The sequence below is a fragment of the Pseudomonas sp. P9_31 genome (assembly GCF_034008235.1).
In the GTDB taxonomy this organism is placed as follows: Bacteria; Pseudomonadota; Gammaproteobacteria; order Pseudomonadales; family Pseudomonadaceae; genus Aquipseudomonas.
Map to the genome: position 1 here is coordinate 4,920,093 of NZ_CP125375.1, position 19,722 is coordinate 4,939,814.

The following is a 19,722-nucleotide window of genomic DNA, read 5'->3' on the forward strand; positions in this document are numbered from 1 at the left end:
TCATCCTTTGAGGCTTATAATCGCGGGCTTCAAACGCCTTGGCGCAGTTGTGCGCCCCGCGAACCGGATCCCGTCATGTTACGAATCACTGAACTCAAGCTGCCGATCGACCATCCCGAAGAAGACCTGCGCCCTGCCATCGTGCAGCGCTTGGGCATCGCCAGTGATGACCTGCTCGATTTCACCTTGTTCAAGCGCAGCTACGATGCGCGTAAAAAGTCCTCCGAACTGTGCTTCATCTACACCATCGACCTCAACGTTCGCGATGAGGCGTCGGTGCTGCACACATTCGCCGATGACCGTAACGTCAACGTGGCGCCGGATGTCAGCTACAAAGTGGTCGGCCAGGCGCCGGCCGACCTGAGCCAGCGCCCGATCGTGGTCGGGTTTGGCCCGTGCGGGATTTTCGCCGGGTTGCTGCTGGCGCAAATGGGCTTCAAGCCGATCATCCTCGAACGCGGCACCGAAGTGCGTCAGCGCACCAAGGACACCTGGGGCCTGTGGCGTAAAAGCGTGCTCAACCCCGAATCCAACGTGCAATTCGGTGAAGGCGGTGCGGGAACGTTCTCCGACGGCAAGCTCTACAGCCAGATCAAGGATCCGAAATTCATCGGTCGCAAAGTCTTGCACGAGTTCGTCAAGGCTGGCGCGCCGGAAGAAATCCTCTACGTCAGCAAACCGCACATCGGTACGTTCCGTCTGACCGGTGTAGTGGAAAACATGCGTGAGCAGATTCGCGCCCTGGGCGGCGAAGTGCGCTTCCAGCAGCGTGTCACTGACGTCTTGATCGAGGACGGCCAGCTGGTCGGCGTCGAGCTCAATGGCGGCGAGCAGATCCATTCCAAACACGTGATTCTGGCCCTCGGCCACAGCGCCCGAGACACCTTCCGCATGCTTCACGGCCGTGGCGTATACATGGAAGCCAAGCCGTTTTCGGTGGGCTTTCGCATCGAGCACCCGCAGTCGCTGATCGACCGCGCGCGCCTGGGCAAATACGCCGGCCACCCGAAACTCGGCGCTGCCGACTACAAACTGGTGCACCACGCCAAGAACGGCCGTTCGGTCTACAGCTTCTGCATGTGCCCGGGTGGCACCGTGGTGGCGGCGACCTCCGAGCCGAACCGCGTGGTCACCAACGGCATGAGCCAGTATTCGCGTAACGAGCGCAACGCCAACTCCGGGATCGTCGTCGGGATTACCCCGGAAGTCGATTATCCGGGCGGCCCGCTGGCTGGCATCGAGTTGCAGGAACGCCTGGAATCCCACGCCTTTGTGCTGGGTGGCAGCAATTACGAAGCACCGGCGCAGCTGGTCGGCGACTTCATTGCCGGCAAGCCGTCGACCGAGTTGGGCAGCGTCGAGCCGTCCTACAAACCGGGCGTTGCCTTGGGTGACTTGGCCCTGGCTTTGCCGGCGTTCGCCATCGAAGCGATTCGCGAAGCCTTGCCGGCGTTCGAGAAGCAGATTCGTGGCTACTCGCTGCACGACGCGGTGCTGACCGGGATCGAGACGCGCACGTCATCGCCGTTGCGGATTACCCGTAACGAGTCGATGCAGAGCCTGAATGTGAAGGGCCTGTTCCCGGCCGGTGAAGGTGCGGGTTATGCGGGTGGGATTCTGTCGGCGGGTGTCGACGGGATTCGGATTGCTGAAGCGGTGGCCCGAGACATTCTTGGACTGGAAGCCTGATACGTAATTGCTGAAATAACGCAAAACCCTGTGGGAGCGAGCCTGCTCGCGATAGCGGATTAACATTCAACAGAGATGTTGACTGATCTACCGCTATCGCGAGCAGGCTCGCTCCCACAGTGGTTTAAGCGTCTATTGAATGTCAGATATTGGCGCGCAACACGCTGGCCGGCAGTGGCTCGCCACGCTCGACACTCGCCGCCACGGCATCCATCAAACCACTCAACTCATACCCCTGGGCCTTGAGCCAGGCCTGATCGTAATAGGTGGTGGCATAGCGCTCGCCGCCGTCGCACAGAATCGCCACGATCGACCCCGATTCCCCCGCCGCCGCCATCTGCCGGGCCGCCATCAAGGCGCCGATCAGGTTGGTCCCGCTCGATCCGCCAACCCGTCGCCCCAAACGTTGTGCCAGATAGTGCATGGCCGCCAACGACAACGCGTCCGGCACTTTGACCATCGCATCGATCACTTTGGGCAGGAACGACGCTTCCACCCGTGGCCGGCCAATGCCTTCGATCCGCGAACCGTGATCCAGGCGCAGGCTGGCGTCGCCGGTCTTGTAGTAATCGAAGAACACCGAACGCTCGGCATCGGCGCACAGCACGCGGGTGCAATGCTGGCGATAGCGCACGTAACGGCCGAGTGTCGCGGTGGTGCCGCCGGTGCCGGGGCTGGAAATCAGCCAGCTCGGCTCCGGGTGCTGCTCGAAGCGCATCTGCTGGAAGATCGATTCGGCGATGTTGTTGTTCGCCCGCCAGTCGGTGGCGCGTTCGGCGTAAGTAAACTGGTCGATGAAGTGCCCATCGTGTTCGCGAGCCAGGCGTTCGGACTCGGCGTAGATCTGCGTCGGATCGTCCACCAGATGGCTCTTGCCACCGTAGAAAGCAATCTGCGCGATCTTTTCCTTGGACGTGCTCGCGGGCATCACCGCAATGAATGGCAAACCCAGCAAGCGGGCGAAGTACGCCTCGGAAATCGCCGTCGAACCGCTGGAAGCCTCGATCACCGGCGCACCGGGTTTGAGCCAACCGTTACACAGCGCATAAAGGAACAACGAGCGCGCCAGCCGATGTTTCAGGCTGCCGGTGGGATGGCTCGACTCATCCTTGAAATACAACTCGATGCCCGGCAACCCCGGCAGCGGCAAGGGGATCAGGTGGGTATCGGCGCTGCGCTGGAAGTCGGCTTCTATGATCCGGATGGCTTCGCGGGCCCACTGTCGGTTGTCGCTCATGATGATTTTCTCGCTGGATCGGGCAAAGAGTCGGCCTTGTCGCAAGGCTCAGCCCACAAGCTTAGGAAAGAACCTACATCATGCACAGATACAGCTGAGGTCCAATACGTCCGGCAACTGCTAGGCTCTGGCCTTTGCTGACTGCCCACGTCGTAACGGCATATAACAAAAAAGAATATAACTTTTGTTTTAACAACTAACAGTACGGGTTAGGGTGTGTCACCTTTTGAATTCATCGATGGAGAGCGACCTTGCCTCTGCGTAGCACATTCACGCGTTTCTTTCAGTTGGAAGCTGCCAGCGGTCTGTTATTGATCGCTGCCGCTGTCCTCGCACTGATCATCAACAATTCATCGCTGTCGTGGCTCTATAGCGGCCTGCTGGACACCCCCGTGGTGGCGCAGATCGGCGCGCTGAAGATCGCCAAGCCGCTGCTGTTGTGGATCAATGACGGTCTGATGGCACTGTTCTTCCTGTTGATCGGCCTGGAAGTGAAGCGCGAAGTCCTCGACGGCCAACTGTCGAAACCGTCGCAGATCGTCCTGCCCGGCGCGGCGGCGATTGGCGGCATGGTGGTGCCGGCGCTGATCTACTGGTTTTTGAACCGTGACAACCCGACCGCACTGAGTGGCTGGGCCATCCCGACGGCCACCGACATTGCCTTCGCCCTCGGCGTGCTGGCCTTGCTGGGTAAACGCGTGCCGGTGTCGCTGAAACTGTTCCTGATGACCCTGGCGATCATCGACGACCTGGGCGCGATCATCATCATCGCGATCTTCTATTCCGGCGCACTGTCGACCCTCTCTCTGGCACTGGCCGCGGCCTGCATCGCAGCCTTGATCGGGATGAACCGGCTCGGCGTGGTGAAGCTCGGGCCGTACATGATCATCGGGCTGATCCTCTGGGTCTGCGTGCTCAAGAGTGGCGTGCACGCCACGCTGGCCGGTGTGACCCTGGCCTTCTGCATTCCACTGCGCACGAAAAACGCCGAACCTTCGCCGCTGCTGACCCTGGAACATGCCCTGCATCCGTGGGTGGCCTATGGCATCCTGCCGCTGTTCGCCTTCGCCAACGCCGGCCTGTCCCTGAGCGGCGTGACCGTCGAAAGCTTCACCCACCATGTGCCGATGGGCATTGCTGTTGGCCTGCTGCTGGGCAAGACCGTCGGCGTGTTCGGCCTGACCTGGCTGGCGGTAAAAATCGGCATCGCTACCCTGCCCCAAGGCGCCAACTGGGGCCAGGTGCTGGGTGTGGCGATCCTCTGCGGTATCGGTTTCACCATGAGCCTGTTCGTCGGCTCCCTGGCCTTCGTTCCCGGCACCAGTGAATACGCCGGGATGGACCGCATGGGGATTTTGACCGGTTCGATACTCGCGGCATTGATCGGTTATGCGGTGACGGCGGCGGCGAGTCGTAAGAGCACTGCGCTGCAATCCTGAAGCACAGAGAACAATCCCCGCAACATTCAGGATTCGTCCTACAGCCACAATTTTCCTGCTTCGTTAACGTCATGCAGCCCCTTTCGAGGGGTTGCCGATGCATGAACGAAAGGACAATCAGTGGCTGGCCAAAAGGACATCCCCCGGGTTCCCAACCCACCGTCAGGCGACGGACATCACGTAACTTACCGCTTCATGACGGCCACCGAACTGGCCGAGCGCGATGCCAGACAAAACGCTTACAACGCCATGCTCGCCAGGCAGCAGGCCTTTGAAGACAGCCTTCAAGTTATCGCGAAAAAGGACGATGTTGTCCGCGCGGGATGCGTGTTCGCCAAGTCCTGCAAGTTGCCCGATGCAATCATCGACTACACCAATCCCTCTGGCGTTGTTCCGACTGACAACCTGAAGGATTACGGCGAACTGATCCTGCTCGGTGCCCGCGAGGCTGATGAAAGTGGCGGCATCCCGCTCAAGAAAATCAGTGGAACCACCATTCCGGCGGGTTTCGGCAGCTTCGCCCTGGGTGGCTCAGCGTTCGCCGCACTGCCCGCTGTCGCCGCCAGCACCGCTGCGGCCACCCTGGCAGGCCTGGTGGCCCTGCTCATGCCATCGAGCCTTGGCGACAGCTCGCTCTACACCGAAGACCAACTGCGATCCCTCAAACAGGCCCGCACTCGCGTTCGTCTGCGGGTCGAGCAACAGGCTGACGGCAGTCTCAAGGGATACGGGTTCTACACCGGCAAAAACCGTGACTGGGAAATGGTCGATGTCGTGCAATTCACCTTGCGCGGCAGTCAGCAGGTGGCTGATCTCGGGGACGGCGTTGAGCTGATCTGGACACCGGCCGAGGACGGTTCAAACATCCTCGGCATTCCCGCTTTGGAAACTGCGCCACAAGCACCGCACATCTGGGTTTATCCGCCGACGAAGGCGGCTGACAGCATCATCGTGAACCCGGTTTATCCGCCGGAGTACAAGGACTTCATTCTTGTGTTTCCGGTTGGTTCCGGGGTGTCGCCGCTATATGTTGTGGTCAGCGCTCCTCGTAAAGGCTTGCCAACAGCTGGTCACAGGTATCATCCAGCGCCAAAAACTGAGGATATCAGTGCATTTCCTGGTCTAAAAAAAGCCAAGAAAAAGAACCCCGTCGTAGGTGGTGGAGGACTTAGAGAGCGTTGGACTGATGCAAAGGGCAAAACGATCTACGAATGGGACTCGATGCATGGTGAGCTGGAGGTATATCGCGCAAGTAATGGGAGTCATTTGGGAGCATTTGACGCCGTAACGGGTGAGCGACGCGATGATGCTAAAAATGAACGAAACATCAAGAAAAAATACTTGTGAGACAAAGATGGGACTGAGGCTACGGTTGGAATGGTATGACAAGCAAACCGAAATTTGTCAGGGCGAAGAGTCCTCTAAAGATTTAGGCGACGATGAGTCAATACTTGATGCTCTCGGCATCCCCGTCGAAAACAATATTAACAATGGGGGTTTTGATGTTGGCAGCCATTGGATCGATATTATTCAACCCCACTTTCGCCACCTAATAGACCTAGGCACCCACGATTACCAACTATCTTTCGATTACCGCGAGAGCTGGTGATCCAGTCGAGGCACTTAGCCTACCTTTAACTGGATGTCCTCAGGAGACACCGAGTTTTGATTTATCGCGTAGAAGCGTTCGATATCGAAACCGAATTCCTCGCGTTCGAGGAAGATTTACCCGACGGATCGGATGACCAACTGAAAGTCATCATGGGCTGGACTTCAGACCAGCAAGGCTGGGAAGGCTACAACCTGTCCCAGTTGCAACTTTCAGCGATCGAAGGGCTGATAGGAAAGCCCATTCACGACCCAGACCATTACTTCCAACTCACGTGCAATGCGTGAAGGCAGCAGACACAAAAAACCCCGACCAGTCACCTGATCGGGGTTTTCTTTTACCCTTCGTCCCCGCTTAGTGCGTAACGCGGCTGGTCCCACCCACAGTGGAGATCCGCACCCGCTCACCCACGCGGAACACTTCGTTTGGCTGAACTTCCTGCACATAGGCGCGCATGCTGCCATCGTCTTCGCGCACGGTGATTTCAACACCTTGCGTACGGGTCAGGCCTTCTTCGGCCGCCGAACCCACCAGGCCGCCGGCAACCGCGCCGATGACCGCTGCGACGATGCTGCCGCGACCGCCACCGATGGCGCTACCGCCTACACCACCCACGACTGCGCCGGCAGCGCCGCCGATCGGGGTTTTGGTGCCTTCGATTTTCACCGGACGCAGGGCTTCGATGGTGCCCATGCGAATCGTCTGCACGCGACGCGCTTCGTCACGGGAGTAGGAGTCACCGGTCAGGCTCGATTGGCAGCCAGTGAGCAACATCGCCATCGTGGAAAAGGAAGCAACCAGCAGAACAGACTTACGCATAGCATCAAACTCCATAGGACAGGTGTCCATTAAACTCCGCAGCTTGACGCCTGTCACGGCATCGCCCGGATAAAATTGGTTTCATTCAGGCCCGGTACAGGCACTTTTCGAACTCACCACACAGTAGCGTCAAATTACAAAATCTGCGCCGCTGACCCAAGGATTTTCATGGATTACTTCATCATTGTCGTCACGACCGTCGCCGGTTTGTACTTCCATTGGTGGCTGTACGTGCGGATCAAACGCTGGATGGACCGCGACCTGGCCTTGTCACTGGCGGGTAAAGACGAACAGAAAAGAGCCTTCATGCTCCAGCAACTGGCGAACGCTCAAGCGCAGAAGATCAAGCGTCGAGACCTGCCCCAGTGGCTTGAGGCCGCTGCGGCAGGGTATCCCGATCGGTAGACCGTTTAGGGAGCCAGGCGTTCACGAACCCAGTCGGCGCCCTGCAAGCGGTAGTTGAGGCGATCGTGCAGACGGCTCGGACGGCCCTGCCAGAATTCGATGCGCTCGGGTAGCAAGCGATAACCGCCCCAGTGCTCGGGGCAGTGAGGCTGGGTGTCGCTGAAACGTTGCTCGGTGTTCTTGAGCAACGCTTCCAGTTCGCCACGATCGGCGATCACCCGGCTCTGGGGCGACGCCCAGGCACCAAGACGGCTGCCCAGAGGACGAACCTGATAGTAGGCGTCGGACTCTTCAGGCGTGACCTTCACCACCCGCCCTTCGATGCGCACCTGGCGCTCCAGGGCCGGCCAGAAGAACGTCATGGCCGCAAATGGATTGGTTGCCAGTTGCTGCCCCTTGTCGCTTTCATAGTTGGTGAAGAAGGTGAAGCCCTGCTCATCCAGGCCCTTGAGCAGCAGAATGCGGCAATGCGGCCGACCGTCCTGATCGACGGTGGCCAGCGTCATGGCATTCGCCTCCACCGGCAGCTGCTCGGTTTTCACCGCGTCGGCGAACCACTGATGGAACAGCGCGAACGGCTCGGCCGGGGCTTGCGCCTCGGTCAGGCCATCACGGGTGTAATCGCGACGCATATCAGCCAAGGCCTTGGTCATGGCGCATTCCTTTTGGTTAACGAATCACTGCTTTGTGGCATCGGCGGCGGTGGTGCTCTTCGAATCGGCAGCGGCTTTGGCCGGTGCCGTCTTTTTCGCTGGGGTCGCGGTTTTAGCCGGTGCTTTTTTGGCTGGAGCCTTGGCGGCCGCTTTCTTGGCCGGTGCTTTTTTCGCGGCTGCTTTTTTGGTGGCTGGCGCAGGGGTAACAGGCTTGGCCACTGGCTTGACGTCTTGCGCGACAACTTTGGTCACCGGCGCCGGTGCCGGCATGTTGTACTTGCTTAGCAACGCGACCATGGTGTCTGCCGGCGTCACCAACAGCTCGACGCGACGGTTCAAGGCACGACCTTCAGCACTGTCGTTGGCGGCACGTGGTGCCTCACCGCCCATGCCGCGCAGCATCAGGCGATCACGTTGCAGGCCGCTGAGACGGAAGATCGCCGCCACCGCTTGGGCGCGCTCCTGGCTCAGTTTCACGTTGGCCGGTGCGGCGCCCGACGTATCACTGTGGCCGAGTACCAGCACGGCGGTCTTTGGATCGGCTTCGAGGATTTTCGCGACACGGGTGAACGGGCCGAGGGTCACCGGCAGCAGCATGGCCGGACGATCAGGGTTGAACGAACCTTCTACCGGGGCCGTGACAACCAGCACGTTTTCACGGCGCTCGAGTTTCAGGTTGCTGTCCTTGATGGCCTCGCGCAGACGCGGTTCGTAGTCGTCGAGCCAGGCCTGGGTGACTTTCGGATCGGGCATCGGCACGGCTGCTTTGGCGGTGCTCTGCTCCTTGCCGCCGAACGGCCACCACCACTTGCCACCGGCATCGGCTTCAGCCTTGGTGACAGGTGCTGTGGCAGCAGGTTTCAGGGGTGCCGGGGCCGGGGTGGGTTCTTTAGTCGCAACCTTGTCGGAAGAACCGAACGGCCACCAACTGCTGCCGCCTGCGGCATCATTTTGTGGGGTTTGTGCGCAACCGGTGATAGCGAAGCACAGGGCCAGGGCGAGGGTTTTATTGGACGACATGGGATATCCACAAAATGAAGTAATGAAGAATCAGACCGGGTTGCCCCGGATAAACAGACGCTTTGAAACCACACAGGCTTTCGGGTTCCGGCCCTGGCCCCCTTGAGCGTGATTTACAGACAAGTGGCCAGTACTCGCACAAGCTTTTGGGCTCGTGGATCCATCAAGACGTACGGCCCCAAGGTATTTGTCACAAAGCCGAAAGCCACATCATGCTCCGGATCAGCAAAGCCGATGGAGCCGCCGGCACCCGGGTGACCGAACGCCCGTGGGCCGAGGCCGTAGGTGGCGTTGGGTACGTCCGGTTGATCGAGCATGCAACCCAGGCCGAATCGGGTCCGGGTCAGTAACGTCTTGTCCTCGCCAATGCTGTGTTCGCGGGTCAACTCGTCAAGCATTTCGCTTTCCAGCAGACTGCCATCGAGCAGACCGGCGTAGAACCCGGCCAGGCTGCGGGCATTGCCGTGGCCATTGGCGGCCGGCTGCTGCATGCGCCGCCATTCCGGCTTGTTGGTGCTCGTCAGGATTGACGGCGGGTTGGTGAAGGCCCGGGTGGTCATGGCCGTCGGTTCGCGCATGGTCACTTGCAGCAAGCGCTGGGCCGCGGCATCACCGAGGTTGCCTTTGCTACGGGCGATGTGCGCCACACGATGAAACTCTTTGTCGGCAAGGCCGACGTGGAAATCCAGCCCCAAAGGCTTGGCGACCCGCGCCACGATGGATTCGCCCGGCCCACGACCGTCGGCGCGTCGCAGCAATTCACCGACCAGCCAGCCATAGGTAATCGCCGCATAACCGTGACCTTGACCCGGCGTCCACCATGGCGCTTCGGCGGCCAGGGCATCGGCCATGGTCTGCCAGTCGTAAAGTGCTTCGGCGGGCAGCAACTCGCGCAGTGCCGGCAGACCGGCCTGATGGCAGAGTAACTGGCGCAGGGTCACGGACTCTTTGCCGGCGGCGGCAAACTCGGGCCAGTAGCGGGCGATCGGGGTATCCAGTTGCAGCTTGCCTTCGGCCACCAATTGCAGCGCCGTCACGGCGGTGAAGGTTTTGGTGCAGGAAAACAGGTTGGCAATGGTGTCGCTGTGCCAGGCCTCAAGGCCGTCCTTGTCGGCGGTACCGCCCCAGAGGTCGAGAACGGTTTCACCGCCGATCCGGATGCACAACGCCGCGCCGCGTTCCTGAGGATCGTCGAACAGCGCGGCGAACGCTTCGCGCACCGCTTCGAACTTAAGCTCGTAATGACCCTGAATCTGCACCCGCAACTCTCCCGGATAAACGCTCTACAAAGTGGCCCGCATTGTTCCAGCCCTTGAGGGTTTTGGGAACAGTCGTGGGCTGGGTGGTAGGTAGCCCTGTATTCCGCTTTGAGAAGCGGCGATGCTGATGACGCCTTCGCGAACAAGCCCGCACACATTTGACCGAGGTATCCAGACGGACGCGATCCAGTGTGGGAGCGGGCTTGCTCGCGAAGAACGATGATGCTGTGTGTCAGAACTCAGCAATCAATGGCCGTTGCCCGAATGCCCACCTGCATGCCCTGCCCCTTTCCCCGGGCCTTTGCCTGCCTCGCCTTTCCTGCCGCCCTCGGCGTCGTGACTGGCTTTATCCGCCTCGGCCCTGGCCTTCTCGGCCTCTTTGCCAAGTTGATCGACGATCTGCACATTGCTTTTGCGCACGCTGTCGACGAACCCCTGGAACGGCAGATCAGTAATGCCCACCAGACCGAAGTGCCCGTTCTCGCCATCCAGCAGACGGCCGGTCACCGGTTGATCGAGGTACTGGAACCAGTGCACCCCGACAATTGACGGCTCGCTCATCGCCTGCTTGAGGAAGTTGGCGTAAGCCGGGCCGCGGTCTTCTTCCTTCGCCAGTTGCGTCACGCCGCTCCAGAACGGGCCGCGATCCTTTGATCCGAAGTTGAATTCGGTGATCAGCACCGGTTTGTCCAGGCTGCGCAGTCTGGCAAAGTCGTAACCGTCCTGGGGTTGCAGGGTGTACATGTTGAAGCTCAACACATCGCAGTATTGCGCGCAGGACTCAACCGCTTCCGGGGTGCTGATGGCAAAGCGGCCGCCCAGCAACAGCTGATTCGGCGCATGCCATTTGAGCGAGTCGGAAATGGTCTTGAAGTAAGTGTCGGCAAAGACCTTCTGGAAGTATTTGAAGTCGGCTTCGATTTCCGGGTATTCGGCGCTCGGTTGCGGCGGCACGAAGCCCGGGTCCTCCATCAATTCCCAGGCCGGCAGATCAATGCCCCAGGCTTTCGACAGACCCGCCTGGTTACGGTACTTGTCTCGCAGCTGTTTGAGGAAGGCGCGTTTGGCCGGCACGTCGGTGGTCATCTTCAAGGTGCCGTAGGCCAAGGCATAACGAGCCTTCGGGTCGTCACCGGGACCGGCCCAGGCCAGTTCGTTGTCGGCGAAGTAACCGATCAGCCATGGATCGTCGCGATGATCGCGGGCGGCGATGGCCACGGCGCGCTCGGTGGCCATGGCGAAACGCGGGTCGAACGGGTCGGGCATGCCGCCCCACCAATCGGTGCCAGTGCTGATGCTGGCGTAATCGCCGACAATCGACAACGGCAAGGTGTACGGCACACGGTCGGCATTGCCCAGAACAGGCGCGCTCCAGTTGCCGAGGGTGTTGAAGCCCCAGGCTTGCAGGCGATCGAGGGTGTGACTGGCCCAGCGTTTTTCGTCGATAACCACTTTGCAGGGTTCGGCGGCGGTTGGCTCGGCCGCTTTTTCGACCGACGCTTCAACGGCGCCGGCCTTGGCGGCTTCAGCCACACCGGCCTTGGTGTCGCTGCCCGGTGCGCAAGGCTCGCCATAAAGACGCTGCAGGTTGGCGCCATAGAAATCGTACCAGCGACCGGCGTTGTAGGCTCGGCCCTGATCGGCACCGTTGCCGCCACGGTTATCGCCTTCGCCATAATGGCTGGCCAGGGGTTCGTCGGGTTTGGGCAGGGATTCGAACATCCACTCACGACCGGCGACGTAGGTCTGGTTGACGCTCGGGGTCACGGTATTAACGCCGAGGGAATAGAACGGATGACCTTCCGGAGTCACCAGGTACCAGCGGCCGTCACGCTTTTCGGTGCGAAAAAAACCGCTGGCCTTGAACACAGGGCCTTTGTTCAAGCCGCCGAACTTGTCCAGGGACGCCTTCTCGCGCTCGGCCAGCCAGGTTTTCAGTTGTTGCTGTTCTTTGGCGGCTGCGGATTTCAGTTGCTCGTCGCTGCCGATCTTCTCCGGCCATTTGGCCCGGGTCGATTGCCCGTAGGCGTCCACCAGACCGCCATAAGCGGCTTTGGTCACGGCCTCGTCGTCCTGCACGCCGAAGCGCTCGAGCAAAATGCTTTGGGCGACTTTCGGTTGGTCCATCGACAAGGTCACCGACACCACCTGGCTGCGATCCAGCTCACCGGCGCTGCTGGCCAGCAACACACGTTGGCCCTCGAAGTTCATCGGCATCGGCGGGCCGGCTTTCATGCCCTGGCTCAGCGGCGAACTGGCGACCAAAGGCACCAGCAGGGTTTGTGCAGGGCCGGCCGGCAGATCGACACGGCTGACCAGGGTTTTGCCGTCATTGCTCTGGATGTTCACGTACAGGGTCACGGCCCAGCTCATCGCGCTCTGGATCCGCAGGCTCATGACGCCCGACTGCGACCAGTCCCACGCACCGGTCTGCGGCGTCAGGCGCACGGTCGGCTGGGCGACCGGGTTGAAGGTCACGCGGCGCAGCACTTCACCTTCAGCTGTTTGCTCCGCGTTGGATTGCGGCAGGCTGGCGTCCTGGGTCGCCACCTGAACCACGTCGGCGGGGCGCACAAAATTGAACAGCGTCTGCTGGCCGGCAGGGGCCGCCAGCAAAGGGGTTGCGAACATCAAGGCAAAAACGGCGGGCAACGAACGGCGAATCATAGGAACGTGGTTCTCCCTAACGACCATCAATGGGCCAATGGAAAAGCAGTGGCAGTGAGGTAGACAACGCGGCGGGCCTATTTGCCCACCGGCGCATCAGGAAATTTCACGACGGAATGGCGGCAACGCATTGAGAATAGCTTTGCCGTAGCGCTGCGTGACCAAACGACGGTCGAGCAAGGTGATGGTGCCGCGATCTTCTTCGGTCCGCAGCAGCCGACCGCAGGCCTGGACCAGTTTCAGCGACGCGTCCGGCACCGAGATTTCCATGAACGGATTGCCGCCACGGGCTTCGATCCACTCAGCCAGCGCGGCTTCGACCGGATCGTCGGGCACCGAGAACGGAATCTTGGCGATCACCACGTGCTCGCAGTAGGCACCGGGCAAATCCACGCCTTCGGCAAAACTCGCCAGGCCGAACAGCACGCTGGAGTCCCCGCCATCGACCCGCGCCTTGTGCTTGTTCAGGGTTTCCTGTTTCGACAGGTTGCCTTGAATGAACACTTGCTTGCGCCAGTCGCGGTCCAGCCCGTCGAATACGTCTTGCATCTGTTTGCGCGAGGAGAACAGCACCAGGGTGCCACGGGAACCCTCTACCAGTTCCGGCAAGTCACGAATGATCGCTGCGGTGTGAGCCGGCGCATCACGCGGGTCGGCTTTGAGGTCCGGCACCCGCAGCACGCCGGCGTCGGCATGATGGAACGGGCTCGGGACCACTGCGGTCACGGCGGCTTTAGGCAGGCCGGCGCGCATGCGGAAACGGTCGAAGGTGCCGAGGGCAGTCAGGGTCGCCGAGGTCACCAGCGCCCCGTAAGCCACGTTCCACAGGTTACGCCGGAGCATTTCCGCCGCGAGGATCGGGCTGGCGTTGACCTCGATGTCGAACAACGAACCGCTTTCGGCCAGGGTCAGCCAACGGGCCATGGGCGGGTTGTCTTCCGGGTCTTCGACGGTGAAGGCGGTCCACAACTCCCAGTTGCCCGAAGAACGGGACAGCAGGCTGCCGAACAACGGATACCACTCTTCGGCCTGGTTGCTGGCGATACCGATGTTGACCTCGCCGTCCATGCCTTCCTTGAGCAGTTCGGTGAGCCGGGTGAACAGGTCGGTCAGCCGGGCAAAGCCCTTCTTCAGCTCGATGCCCATTTCGCGCATGTGCTCGGGAATCACCCCGCCGACGAAACGGTGACGCGGCCGCTCACGGCCTTCGACATCTTCGCCGGGTTTGAAGTCAGCGACCTGCTCACAGGCGCTGAACATGAACTGCTGCTGGGTCTTGATCTCCCGCGCCAGCTCCGGCACCTGCTCGATCAACTTGCCCAGATCTCCCGGCAATGGATGCTGGGCGAGCAATTTGGTGAGGTTCTTGGCGGTGGTTTCCAGCCAGTCGGCGGTGGAGCGCAGGCGTGTGTAATGGGCGAAGTGGCCGATGGCCTTGTCCGGCAGGTGATGGCCTTCGTCGAACACGTAGATCGTGTCGCGCGGGTCCGGCAGTACCGCGCCGCCGCCCAGGGCCAGGTCGGCCAGCACCATGTCGTGGTTGGTGACGATCACGTCGACCTTGCCCATGCCTTCGCGCGCCTTGTAAAAGGCGCACTGGCCGAAATTCGGGCAATGACGGTTGGTGCACTGGCTATGATCGGTGGTCAGGCGCGCCCAGTCGGCGTCCTCCAGCGCAGTCGACCAACTGTCACGGTCGCCGTCCCACTTATTGCCGGCGAGCTTTTCGATCATGCTGGTGAACAGCTTCTGACTGGCCTCATCGACCTCGATCTTGAAGCCTTCTTCTTCGAACAGCTGCGCGGTGGCGGTTTGCGCGTGACCTTCCTGGAGCAACATGTCGAGCTTGGACAGGCACAGGTAGCGCCCCCGGCCCTTGGCCAGCGCGAAGCTGAAATTCAGCCCGCTGTTACGCATCAGGTCGGGCAAGTCCTTGTAGACGATCTGCTCTTGCAGGGCCACGGTGGCCGTGGCAATCACCAGACGCTTGCCGGCGGCCTTGGCGGTGGGGATGGCCGCCAGGCTGTAAGCCACGGTTTTGCCGGTACCGGTGCCGGCTTCCACCGCGACAATCGCGGGGTCGCCACTGCGCCGGCCTTCGTCGTCGGTGTCGATGTCACCGAGGACCTTGGCGATTTCGGCGATCATCAGGCGTTGGCCGTAGCGCGGCTTGAGGCTCTTGGCTTCGAGAAAACGCGAGTAGGCGCCCTGGATCGTGGTTTTGAGTTCGGTGCTGATCATGGATTGTCGGGCGCAAAAAACGCTGGATAAATTTTCAGTGGTTCGGATCGGCCGCTATCATACCCCGCTAATTAATCCCGCGCAGAACGGAGTACCCCAATGACACCTTTTGGCATCGTTTATATCCTGCATGTCCTGGCCGCCCTGGTGTGGGTCGGCGGCATGTTTTTCGCCTGGATGGTCCTGCGTCCCGCGGCGATGAAGGCGCTGGAAGGCCCTGCCCGGTTGAAGCTGTGGGTGGAAGTGTTTCAAGGTTTTTTCCGCTGGGTCTGGGTCGCGGTGGTGCTTTTGCCGATCAGCGGTGTGGGCATGATTCATTTGCAGTTCACCGGGTTTGAAGCGGCACCGCGTTATGTGCAGGTGATGATGGGCTTGTACGTGGTGATGGTGGCGCTGTTTATCCGGATTCAGGCGTTGCTGCTGCCGGAACTGCGCACGGCGGTGGAGGCTCAGGATTGGCCGACGGGTGCGGCGACGCTGGGCAGGATTCGCCGGTTGGTGGGGATTAACCTGATGGTCGGGTTGGTGCTGGTGGCGATTGCTGCGGCTCGGCCGATGCTCTGAGCAATGCATAGTCTCTGTGGCGAGGGAGCTTGCTCCCGCTCGGCTGCGCAGCAGTCGTAATCGATCACTGCGCACGTTCTGAAAGAACAGAGTCGCCGGTTTTGGGGGCCGCTTCGCGACCCAGCGGGAGCAAGCTCCCTCGCCACAGAGGGGCTCAGTCGTTCTTACAACCGCTGAATGCTCACCGAACCCGCCGCCCCGGCAGGCCCTGGCTGACCATCAGCGCCAGGACGACCGCTCTTGCCGCCATCGGCTGTGTACACGATGCAGCCCTCGGCCTTGCCGCCCGCTCCCGGTTTGCCACCAGTCCCTGCCACGCCACCGGCACCGCCCGCCACTTCGACCTTGATTTGCTCTGCCGGGAATTCACGCGGCACTTCTAACCGAACCAGCGCACCCGGTGCCCCTGGCTGGCCGTCGCTGCCATCACCGCCGTCGCCGCCATCGCCACCTTGACCCCCGGTGCAACCCGATGCCGCGCCGTTGCCGCCATCGAGACCGACAAAACCCGGTGCACCCGCGCCACCGCGTGCGTCTACCGACAGTTGCAGTGCTTTCAAGGCCTTGATCTGCAAGTTCAGATTACGCCCGGAGCGCGCGGCCTTCTGATAAGTCCCCGCCGCGCCCCGCGCAGTGATCTGGCTGCCTTCGGACAACTCGGCACGGCTGACCTTCAATACCAAAGCCTGTTCGCTCGGCACAATGGCGATCCGCGCGTCGCGCCCCAGGTGCAACTCACCGACGGTCACTTCAGTCACGTTCGAGGGAATCAGCAAGGTACCGTGATCGGCGACTTCCAGCCGTTCCAGTTGCAAGGCGCTGGCGGTGTTGGGCAAGCGCATCAGCGAGTTGGTTTCGACGCTCACCACCTGGGCGCAGGCCAATGGGCTGATGAGTGCGGCGAGCAGACAGAGTTTACGCATGGGAAGCCTTCGCAGTGGCCGGGGCCGGAATGGTTTGCAGGTGAAAAACGCCGAAAAAGACAATCTTCAGGCGATCACGCCAGGGGTGGGCTCGACCTTTGAGACTGCGGTTGCAGAACACTAGCTCCAGAAGATGAGTCAGCGCCAACAGGCTGCCGGCCAGATTGACCAACAGGTGCAGCGGATGAACAAACGGTATGAGCAGATTGACCAGCACCACCAACCAGAACAGCAGGGTCAACAACTTCCCCAGCCCCCAAAACACCTTCATACGCTCCTCCGTTGAGAATTATTCTTTGCACGCACAGTAACGGCTTACAGGCGGGATAAGCCAGAGGGCAACAGAAAATTCTTCCGGTAGGCGCCGAATGGCCGTCGGGCCCACCTTGATGGTCCTCCGACGGCTCTATCACAGGCCTTTTGATCACAAAGCTCAGCGATTGATGTGCAACTCCACGCGACGGTTTTGCGCCCGCCCTTCTTCCGTGTCGTTATCGGCCACCGGCTGGCTTTCGCCCCTGCCTTCGCTGGTGAGTTTGTTCGGCGCCAGCCCCTGACTCAACAGGTAGGCTGCGACGCTGCTGGCACGACGTTCCGACAGTTTCTGGTTATAGGCGTCCGAACCCTGGCTGTCGGTATGACCGACGACTTTGATGCTCACCACATCGGCGCTCTGCAATTTGGCCATCAGCGAATCCAGCTGACTGTGCGCTTCGGGCGTCAGGTTGGATTTGTTGTAAGCGAACAACACGTTACTGCTCAGGGTGATGACTTCGGATTTCGCGGCTTCAGGTTCAGCAGGTTTCACGCTGGCCGGGTACTGCGGCAACGGACAACCGTGATGTTCGACAGGCGTATTGGCGGGCGTATCAGGGCAGCGATCGCGTCGATCGAAGACACCATCATCGTCTTCATCGCCATCCTGGGCATAACAGATCAAACCACCGGTCAAGATCCCGAGCGCCGCTCCACCTGCCGCCCAACCGCCACTTTCGATCGCGCCCAAACCGCCGCCGACCAGTCCGCCAATGACACTGCAGATTGGCCAGGTTCGTTGATTCAAGGGGGCGGTGCCATCGCTGTGAGTCGCGCAACCGGAAAGAAGACTGCCAAGTAACATAACCGGCAAGACGGTCCTTGTGAGAACGCTCATTGTGAATGCTCCTGTGTCACCGGCCCATACCGGTCACACAGGAGTAAAGACCCGCATCCGCGACTGCACAAGCCGCGGAGTACAAGGGGCTCAGCGGTTGATTTTGATTTCTGTGCGGCGGTTCTGCGCACGGCCGTCAGCGGTTTTGTTATCGGCCACCGGCTGGCTTTCACCGGCACCGGTCACAGACACGAAGCTGCTGCGTGGCACGCCTTGGGAAATCAGGTATTCCACCACCGAATGGGCGCGCCTGTCCGACAGTTTCTGGTTGTACTTATCGCTGCCGACGCTGTCGGTATGACCGGTGACGGTCAGTCGGGAACCGGAGGATTCCTGTTTCAGGCGCGTGGCAACGGTGTTGAGTACCTCTTTATCGGAAGGGGTGAGCTTGGCCGAATCGAACTGGAAGTGAACATCACGGATAACGATGACTTCTTCCTTGACCACCGCCTTCTCTTCGACCACCGGCACAGGCGCCGGTGGAGGGCAGCCGTCGGCATCGACCCGCACGCCTTTAGGTGTGTGCGGGCACTTGTCGCGGCTGTCCGGCACGCCATCGCCGTCCTCGTCGCCATCGCCGTGCACCCAGCACCAGGCCGCTGTCGTGCCGCCGACCAGCAGCGCGCCATAGCCCGCCCATGCCGCGCTCTCTGTCGCGCCGAGCCCTGCACCGACGACACCACCGACCGCCGCACAGGTCGGCCAGTCGGTTTTCTGCAAACCTGCGCAACCAGTCAACACACTGGTTAGCAGAACCAAGGGTAATGCTGTCCGAATTATGCTCATCTAGTTCTTCTCCTGAGGGATCGGCTTAAAGCCGATTCAGGAAGTAAAGACCCGAGCTTTAATCTCCGCCAGCAATAGGCCATTGCTGTTTTGCCCTATGTTCACGGAAGATCGCCGCTTTTTGCTTAAACCGCCCGACAAGACAAGCTAGTCTTGGCGTTCTGATTGAGGATCTTCGATGATTGCAGGTATTTCTTCGCGCACGCCCCAACAGGCGTTGGCCGCATTGCTTGATCGTTACGCCCCGGCGCGTCTGCTGCTGATGGGCGCCAGCGAATTCCCCGCGCTCGAGGCGTTCCAGCTCGCGCACCCGCAGAGCATCGTCGCCTTTGCCGCGCCCGGGCCATTGCCGGCCGAACTGGCGGCGCAACGGTATGATCTGGCGCTGGTGGTCGATTGCCTCGAACACTTGCCCAAGCGCGACGGCCTGAATCTGCTCGGCGGAATACGCAACCTCAATGCCAGCCGCATTGCAGTGCTGGCCGACTTGCCGGCCAGCGGCTGGCAGGAGACGGATTTTTTCTCCCTGGCCCTGCAAGCCAGCGAACGCTTCCAGCGCGACGATCAAGTGTTGACGTTGTTTACCTACGATCTGCTTGACTACAAACAGGTGCCCGACTGGCTCAACTCACGCTTCTGGGCCAATCCGGAAAACTTCGGGAAATATTGGTGGTAACGCAATGAGTACATCCATTTGCCCTTGCGGCAGCGGCACGCTGCTCGATGCCTGCTGCGGTCATTACCATGCCGGCCATCCGGCCCCTAGCGCCGAAGTCTTGATGCGTTCGCGCTACAGCGCCTATGTGCTGGGGCTGGTCGACTATCTGGTGGCGACCACCCTGCCCGCGCAACAGACCGGCCTGGATCGCCAGTCGATCAGCGACTGGAGCGCCCAAAGCACCTGGCTGGGCCTGGAAGTGGAGAGCGCCGAAGTCTTCGGCGGTCAGCCGGAGCACGCCTTCGTCACCTTTACCGCTCGCTGGCACGACAACAGCGGCGAACACAGCCACCGCGAACGTTCGTCATTTGTACAGAACGCCGGCCGCTGGTACTTCATCGACCCTACCGTGCCACTCAAGGCCGGGCGCAACGATGCGTGCCCTTGCGCCAGCGGGCAGAAGTTCAAGAAGTGTTGTGCGAGTTATTTCAGCGCTTGAGGTGATCCCTGTAGCAGCTGTCGAGCCTGTGAGGCTGCGTTCGGCTGCGCAGCAGTCGTGAAACCGGGCGGCGCGGTGTTTAAGATAGACCGAGGCGCCAG

General features: G+C 60.8%; 20 protein-coding genes. 9 read left to right on the forward strand and 11 right to left on the reverse strand.

The window, feature by feature from the left end:
• The first annotated feature begins 75 nt into the window (after positions 1-75).
• The gene (locus QMK51_RS22205) at positions 76-1,689 is read left to right on the forward strand and encodes an NAD(P)/FAD-dependent oxidoreductase (RefSeq protein ID WP_320391888.1); all 1,614 of its coding nucleotides are present in this window, start codon (positions 76-78) and stop codon (positions 1,687-1,689) included.
• Between the two features lie 142 nt (positions 1,690-1,831).
• Here the strand turns inward: QMK51_RS22205 and QMK51_RS22210 are convergent, their stop codons facing one another.
• A complete protein-coding gene (locus QMK51_RS22210; RefSeq protein WP_258700784.1) occupies positions 1,832-2,929 on the reverse strand; it encodes a PLP-dependent cysteine synthase family protein in 1,098 nt (365 codons plus the stop codon).
• A gap of 248 nt (positions 2,930-3,177) precedes the next feature.
• On the opposite strand from QMK51_RS22210, the gene nhaA reads away from it, so the two are divergent.
• From nhaA to QMK51_RS22230, 4 genes are all read left to right on the forward strand, one after another.
• Positions 3,178-4,365, forward strand: coding sequence for a Na+/H+ antiporter NhaA (gene nhaA / locus QMK51_RS22215; protein WP_320391889.1), 1,188 nt, complete (start codon positions 3,178-3,180; stop codon positions 4,363-4,365).
• Between the two features lie 120 nt (positions 4,366-4,485).
• Positions 4,486-5,712 carry a colicin E3/pyocin S6 family cytotoxin gene (locus QMK51_RS22220; protein ID WP_320391890.1) on the forward strand — a complete coding sequence of 409 codons (1,227 nt, stop codon included), beginning with the start codon at positions 4,486-4,488 and terminating at the stop codon, positions 5,710-5,712.
• The gene (locus tag QMK51_RS22225) at positions 5,681-5,974 is read left to right on the forward strand and encodes a colicin E3-like toxin immunity protein (protein WP_413817501.1); all 294 of its coding nucleotides are present in this window, start codon (positions 5,681-5,683) and stop codon (positions 5,972-5,974) included. Before QMK51_RS22220 ends, QMK51_RS22225 begins: the two co-directional genes overlap by 32 nt.
• Before the next feature lie 56 nt (positions 5,975-6,030).
• Positions 6,031-6,261, forward strand: coding sequence for a hypothetical protein (locus tag QMK51_RS22230; RefSeq protein WP_258697259.1), 231 nt, complete (start codon positions 6,031-6,033; stop codon positions 6,259-6,261).
• A 67-nt stretch (positions 6,262-6,328) separates the two neighbouring features.
• On the opposite strand, the gene QMK51_RS22235 is transcribed toward QMK51_RS22230, so the two are convergent.
• Positions 6,329-6,793, reverse strand: coding sequence for a glycine zipper 2TM domain-containing protein (locus tag QMK51_RS22235; protein WP_320391892.1), 465 nt, complete (start codon positions 6,791-6,793; stop codon positions 6,329-6,331).
• 168 nt (positions 6,794-6,961) lie between these two features.
• Between QMK51_RS22235 and QMK51_RS22240 the strand changes: the two genes are divergently transcribed.
• A complete protein-coding gene (locus QMK51_RS22240; protein WP_258697261.1) occupies positions 6,962-7,198 on the forward strand; it encodes a hypothetical protein in 237 nt (78 codons plus the stop codon).
• 5 nt (positions 7,199-7,203) lie between these two features.
• On the opposite strand, the gene pdxH is transcribed toward QMK51_RS22240, so the two are convergent.
• From pdxH to dinG, 5 genes are all read right to left on the reverse strand, one after another.
• A complete protein-coding gene (gene pdxH / locus QMK51_RS22245; protein WP_320391894.1) occupies positions 7,204-7,851 on the reverse strand; it encodes a pyridoxamine 5'-phosphate oxidase in 648 nt (215 codons plus the stop codon).
• Between the two features lie 24 nt (positions 7,852-7,875).
• Positions 7,876-8,871: an OmpA family protein gene (locus QMK51_RS22250; RefSeq protein WP_320391896.1), complete on the reverse strand. Its 996-nt coding sequence runs from the start codon at positions 8,869-8,871 to the stop codon at positions 7,876-7,878.
• 113 nt (positions 8,872-8,984) lie between these two features.
• On the reverse strand, positions 8,985-10,130 hold the full coding sequence (locus tag QMK51_RS22255) for a serine hydrolase domain-containing protein (protein ID WP_258697264.1): 1,146 nt from the start codon (positions 10,128-10,130) through the stop codon (positions 8,985-8,987).
• A gap of 246 nt (positions 10,131-10,376) precedes the next feature.
• The gene (locus QMK51_RS22260; protein ID WP_320391898.1) at positions 10,377-12,797 is read right to left on the reverse strand and encodes a beta-agarase; all 2,421 of its coding nucleotides are present in this window, start codon (positions 12,795-12,797) and stop codon (positions 10,377-10,379) included.
• A 96-nt stretch (positions 12,798-12,893) separates the two neighbouring features.
• Positions 12,894-15,038 carry an ATP-dependent DNA helicase DinG gene (gene dinG, locus QMK51_RS22265; protein ID WP_320391899.1) on the reverse strand — a complete coding sequence of 715 codons (2,145 nt, stop codon included), beginning with the start codon at positions 15,036-15,038 and terminating at the stop codon, positions 12,894-12,896.
• 99 nt (positions 15,039-15,137) lie between these two features.
• Here dinG and QMK51_RS22270 point away from each other — a divergent pair, with 99 nt between their 5' ends.
• Positions 15,138-15,602 carry a CopD family protein gene (locus QMK51_RS22270; RefSeq protein ID WP_258697267.1) on the forward strand — a complete coding sequence of 155 codons (465 nt, stop codon included), beginning with the start codon at positions 15,138-15,140 and terminating at the stop codon, positions 15,600-15,602.
• Between the two features lie 164 nt (positions 15,603-15,766).
• Here the strand turns inward: QMK51_RS22270 and QMK51_RS22275 are convergent, their stop codons facing one another.
• The 4 genes from QMK51_RS22275 to QMK51_RS22290 form a co-directional block, all read right to left on the reverse strand.
• On the reverse strand, positions 15,767-16,525 hold the full coding sequence (locus tag QMK51_RS22275) for a collagen-like protein (protein ID WP_320391903.1): 759 nt from the start codon (positions 16,523-16,525) through the stop codon (positions 15,767-15,769).
• Positions 16,518-16,796 carry a DUF1145 domain-containing protein gene (locus tag QMK51_RS22280; protein ID WP_320391904.1) on the reverse strand — a complete coding sequence of 93 codons (279 nt, stop codon included), beginning with the start codon at positions 16,794-16,796 and terminating at the stop codon, positions 16,518-16,520. The genes QMK51_RS22275 and QMK51_RS22280 overlap by 8 nt, the downstream gene beginning before the upstream one ends.
• Positions 16,797-16,958: 162 nt before the next feature.
• Positions 16,959-17,678: an OmpA family protein gene (locus QMK51_RS22285; RefSeq protein WP_320391906.1), complete on the reverse strand. Its 720-nt coding sequence runs from the start codon at positions 17,676-17,678 to the stop codon at positions 16,959-16,961.
• A gap of 90 nt (positions 17,679-17,768) precedes the next feature.
• Positions 17,769-18,464, reverse strand: coding sequence for an OmpA family protein (locus tag QMK51_RS22290; RefSeq protein ID WP_320391908.1), 696 nt, complete (start codon positions 18,462-18,464; stop codon positions 17,769-17,771).
• Between the two features lie 178 nt (positions 18,465-18,642).
• On the opposite strand from QMK51_RS22290, the gene QMK51_RS22295 reads away from it, so the two are divergent.
• Positions 18,643-19,140: a DUF6231 family protein gene (locus QMK51_RS22295; protein WP_320391910.1), complete on the forward strand. Its 498-nt coding sequence runs from the start codon at positions 18,643-18,645 to the stop codon at positions 19,138-19,140.
• 4 nt (positions 19,141-19,144) lie between these two features.
• Positions 19,145-19,621: a YchJ family protein gene (locus QMK51_RS22300; protein WP_258697273.1), complete on the forward strand. Its 477-nt coding sequence runs from the start codon at positions 19,145-19,147 to the stop codon at positions 19,619-19,621.
• Positions 19,622-19,722 lie beyond the last annotated feature (101 nt).

Bases quoted from the DNA above. Each gene is read 5' to 3' on its own strand.
- QMK51_RS22225 (WP_413817501.1), top strand. From the start codon at position 5,681: ATGAACGAAACATCAAGAAAAAATACTTGTGAGACAAAGATGGGACTG.
- QMK51_RS22300 (WP_258697273.1), top strand. From the start codon at position 19,145: ATGAGTACATCCATTTGCCCTTGCGGCAGCGGCACGCTGCTCGATGCC.
- QMK51_RS22290 (WP_320391908.1), bottom strand. From the start codon at position 18,464: ATGAGCATAATTCGGACAGCATTACCCTTGGTTCTGCTAACCAGTGTG.
- QMK51_RS22280 (WP_320391904.1), bottom strand. From the start codon at position 16,796: ATGAAGGTGTTTTGGGGGCTGGGGAAGTTGTTGACCCTGCTGTTCTGG.
- QMK51_RS22285 (WP_320391906.1), bottom strand. From the start codon at position 17,678: ATGAGCGTTCTCACAAGGACCGTCTTGCCGGTTATGTTACTTGGCAGT.
- QMK51_RS22235 (WP_320391892.1), bottom strand. From the start codon at position 6,793: ATGCGTAAGTCTGTTCTGCTGGTTGCTTCCTTTTCCACGATGGCGATG.
- QMK51_RS22250 (WP_320391896.1), bottom strand. From the start codon at position 8,871: ATGTCGTCCAATAAAACCCTCGCCCTGGCCCTGTGCTTCGCTATCACC.
- QMK51_RS22205 (WP_320391888.1), top strand. From the start codon at position 76: ATGTTACGAATCACTGAACTCAAGCTGCCGATCGACCATCCCGAAGAA.
- QMK51_RS22260 (WP_320391898.1), bottom strand. From the start codon at position 12,797: ATGATTCGCCGTTCGTTGCCCGCCGTTTTTGCCTTGATGTTCGCAACC.
- pdxH (WP_320391894.1), bottom strand. From the start codon at position 7,851: ATGACCAAGGCCTTGGCTGATATGCGTCGCGATTACACCCGTGATGGC.
- dinG (WP_320391899.1), bottom strand. From the start codon at position 15,038: ATGATCAGCACCGAACTCAAAACCACGATCCAGGGCGCCTACTCGCGT.
- QMK51_RS22240 (WP_258697261.1), top strand. From the start codon at position 6,962: ATGGATTACTTCATCATTGTCGTCACGACCGTCGCCGGTTTGTACTTC.
- QMK51_RS22295 (WP_320391910.1), top strand. From the start codon at position 18,643: ATGATTGCAGGTATTTCTTCGCGCACGCCCCAACAGGCGTTGGCCGCA.
- QMK51_RS22270 (WP_258697267.1), top strand. From the start codon at position 15,138: ATGACACCTTTTGGCATCGTTTATATCCTGCATGTCCTGGCCGCCCTG.
- QMK51_RS22275 (WP_320391903.1), bottom strand. From the start codon at position 16,525: ATGCGTAAACTCTGTCTGCTCGCCGCACTCATCAGCCCATTGGCCTGC.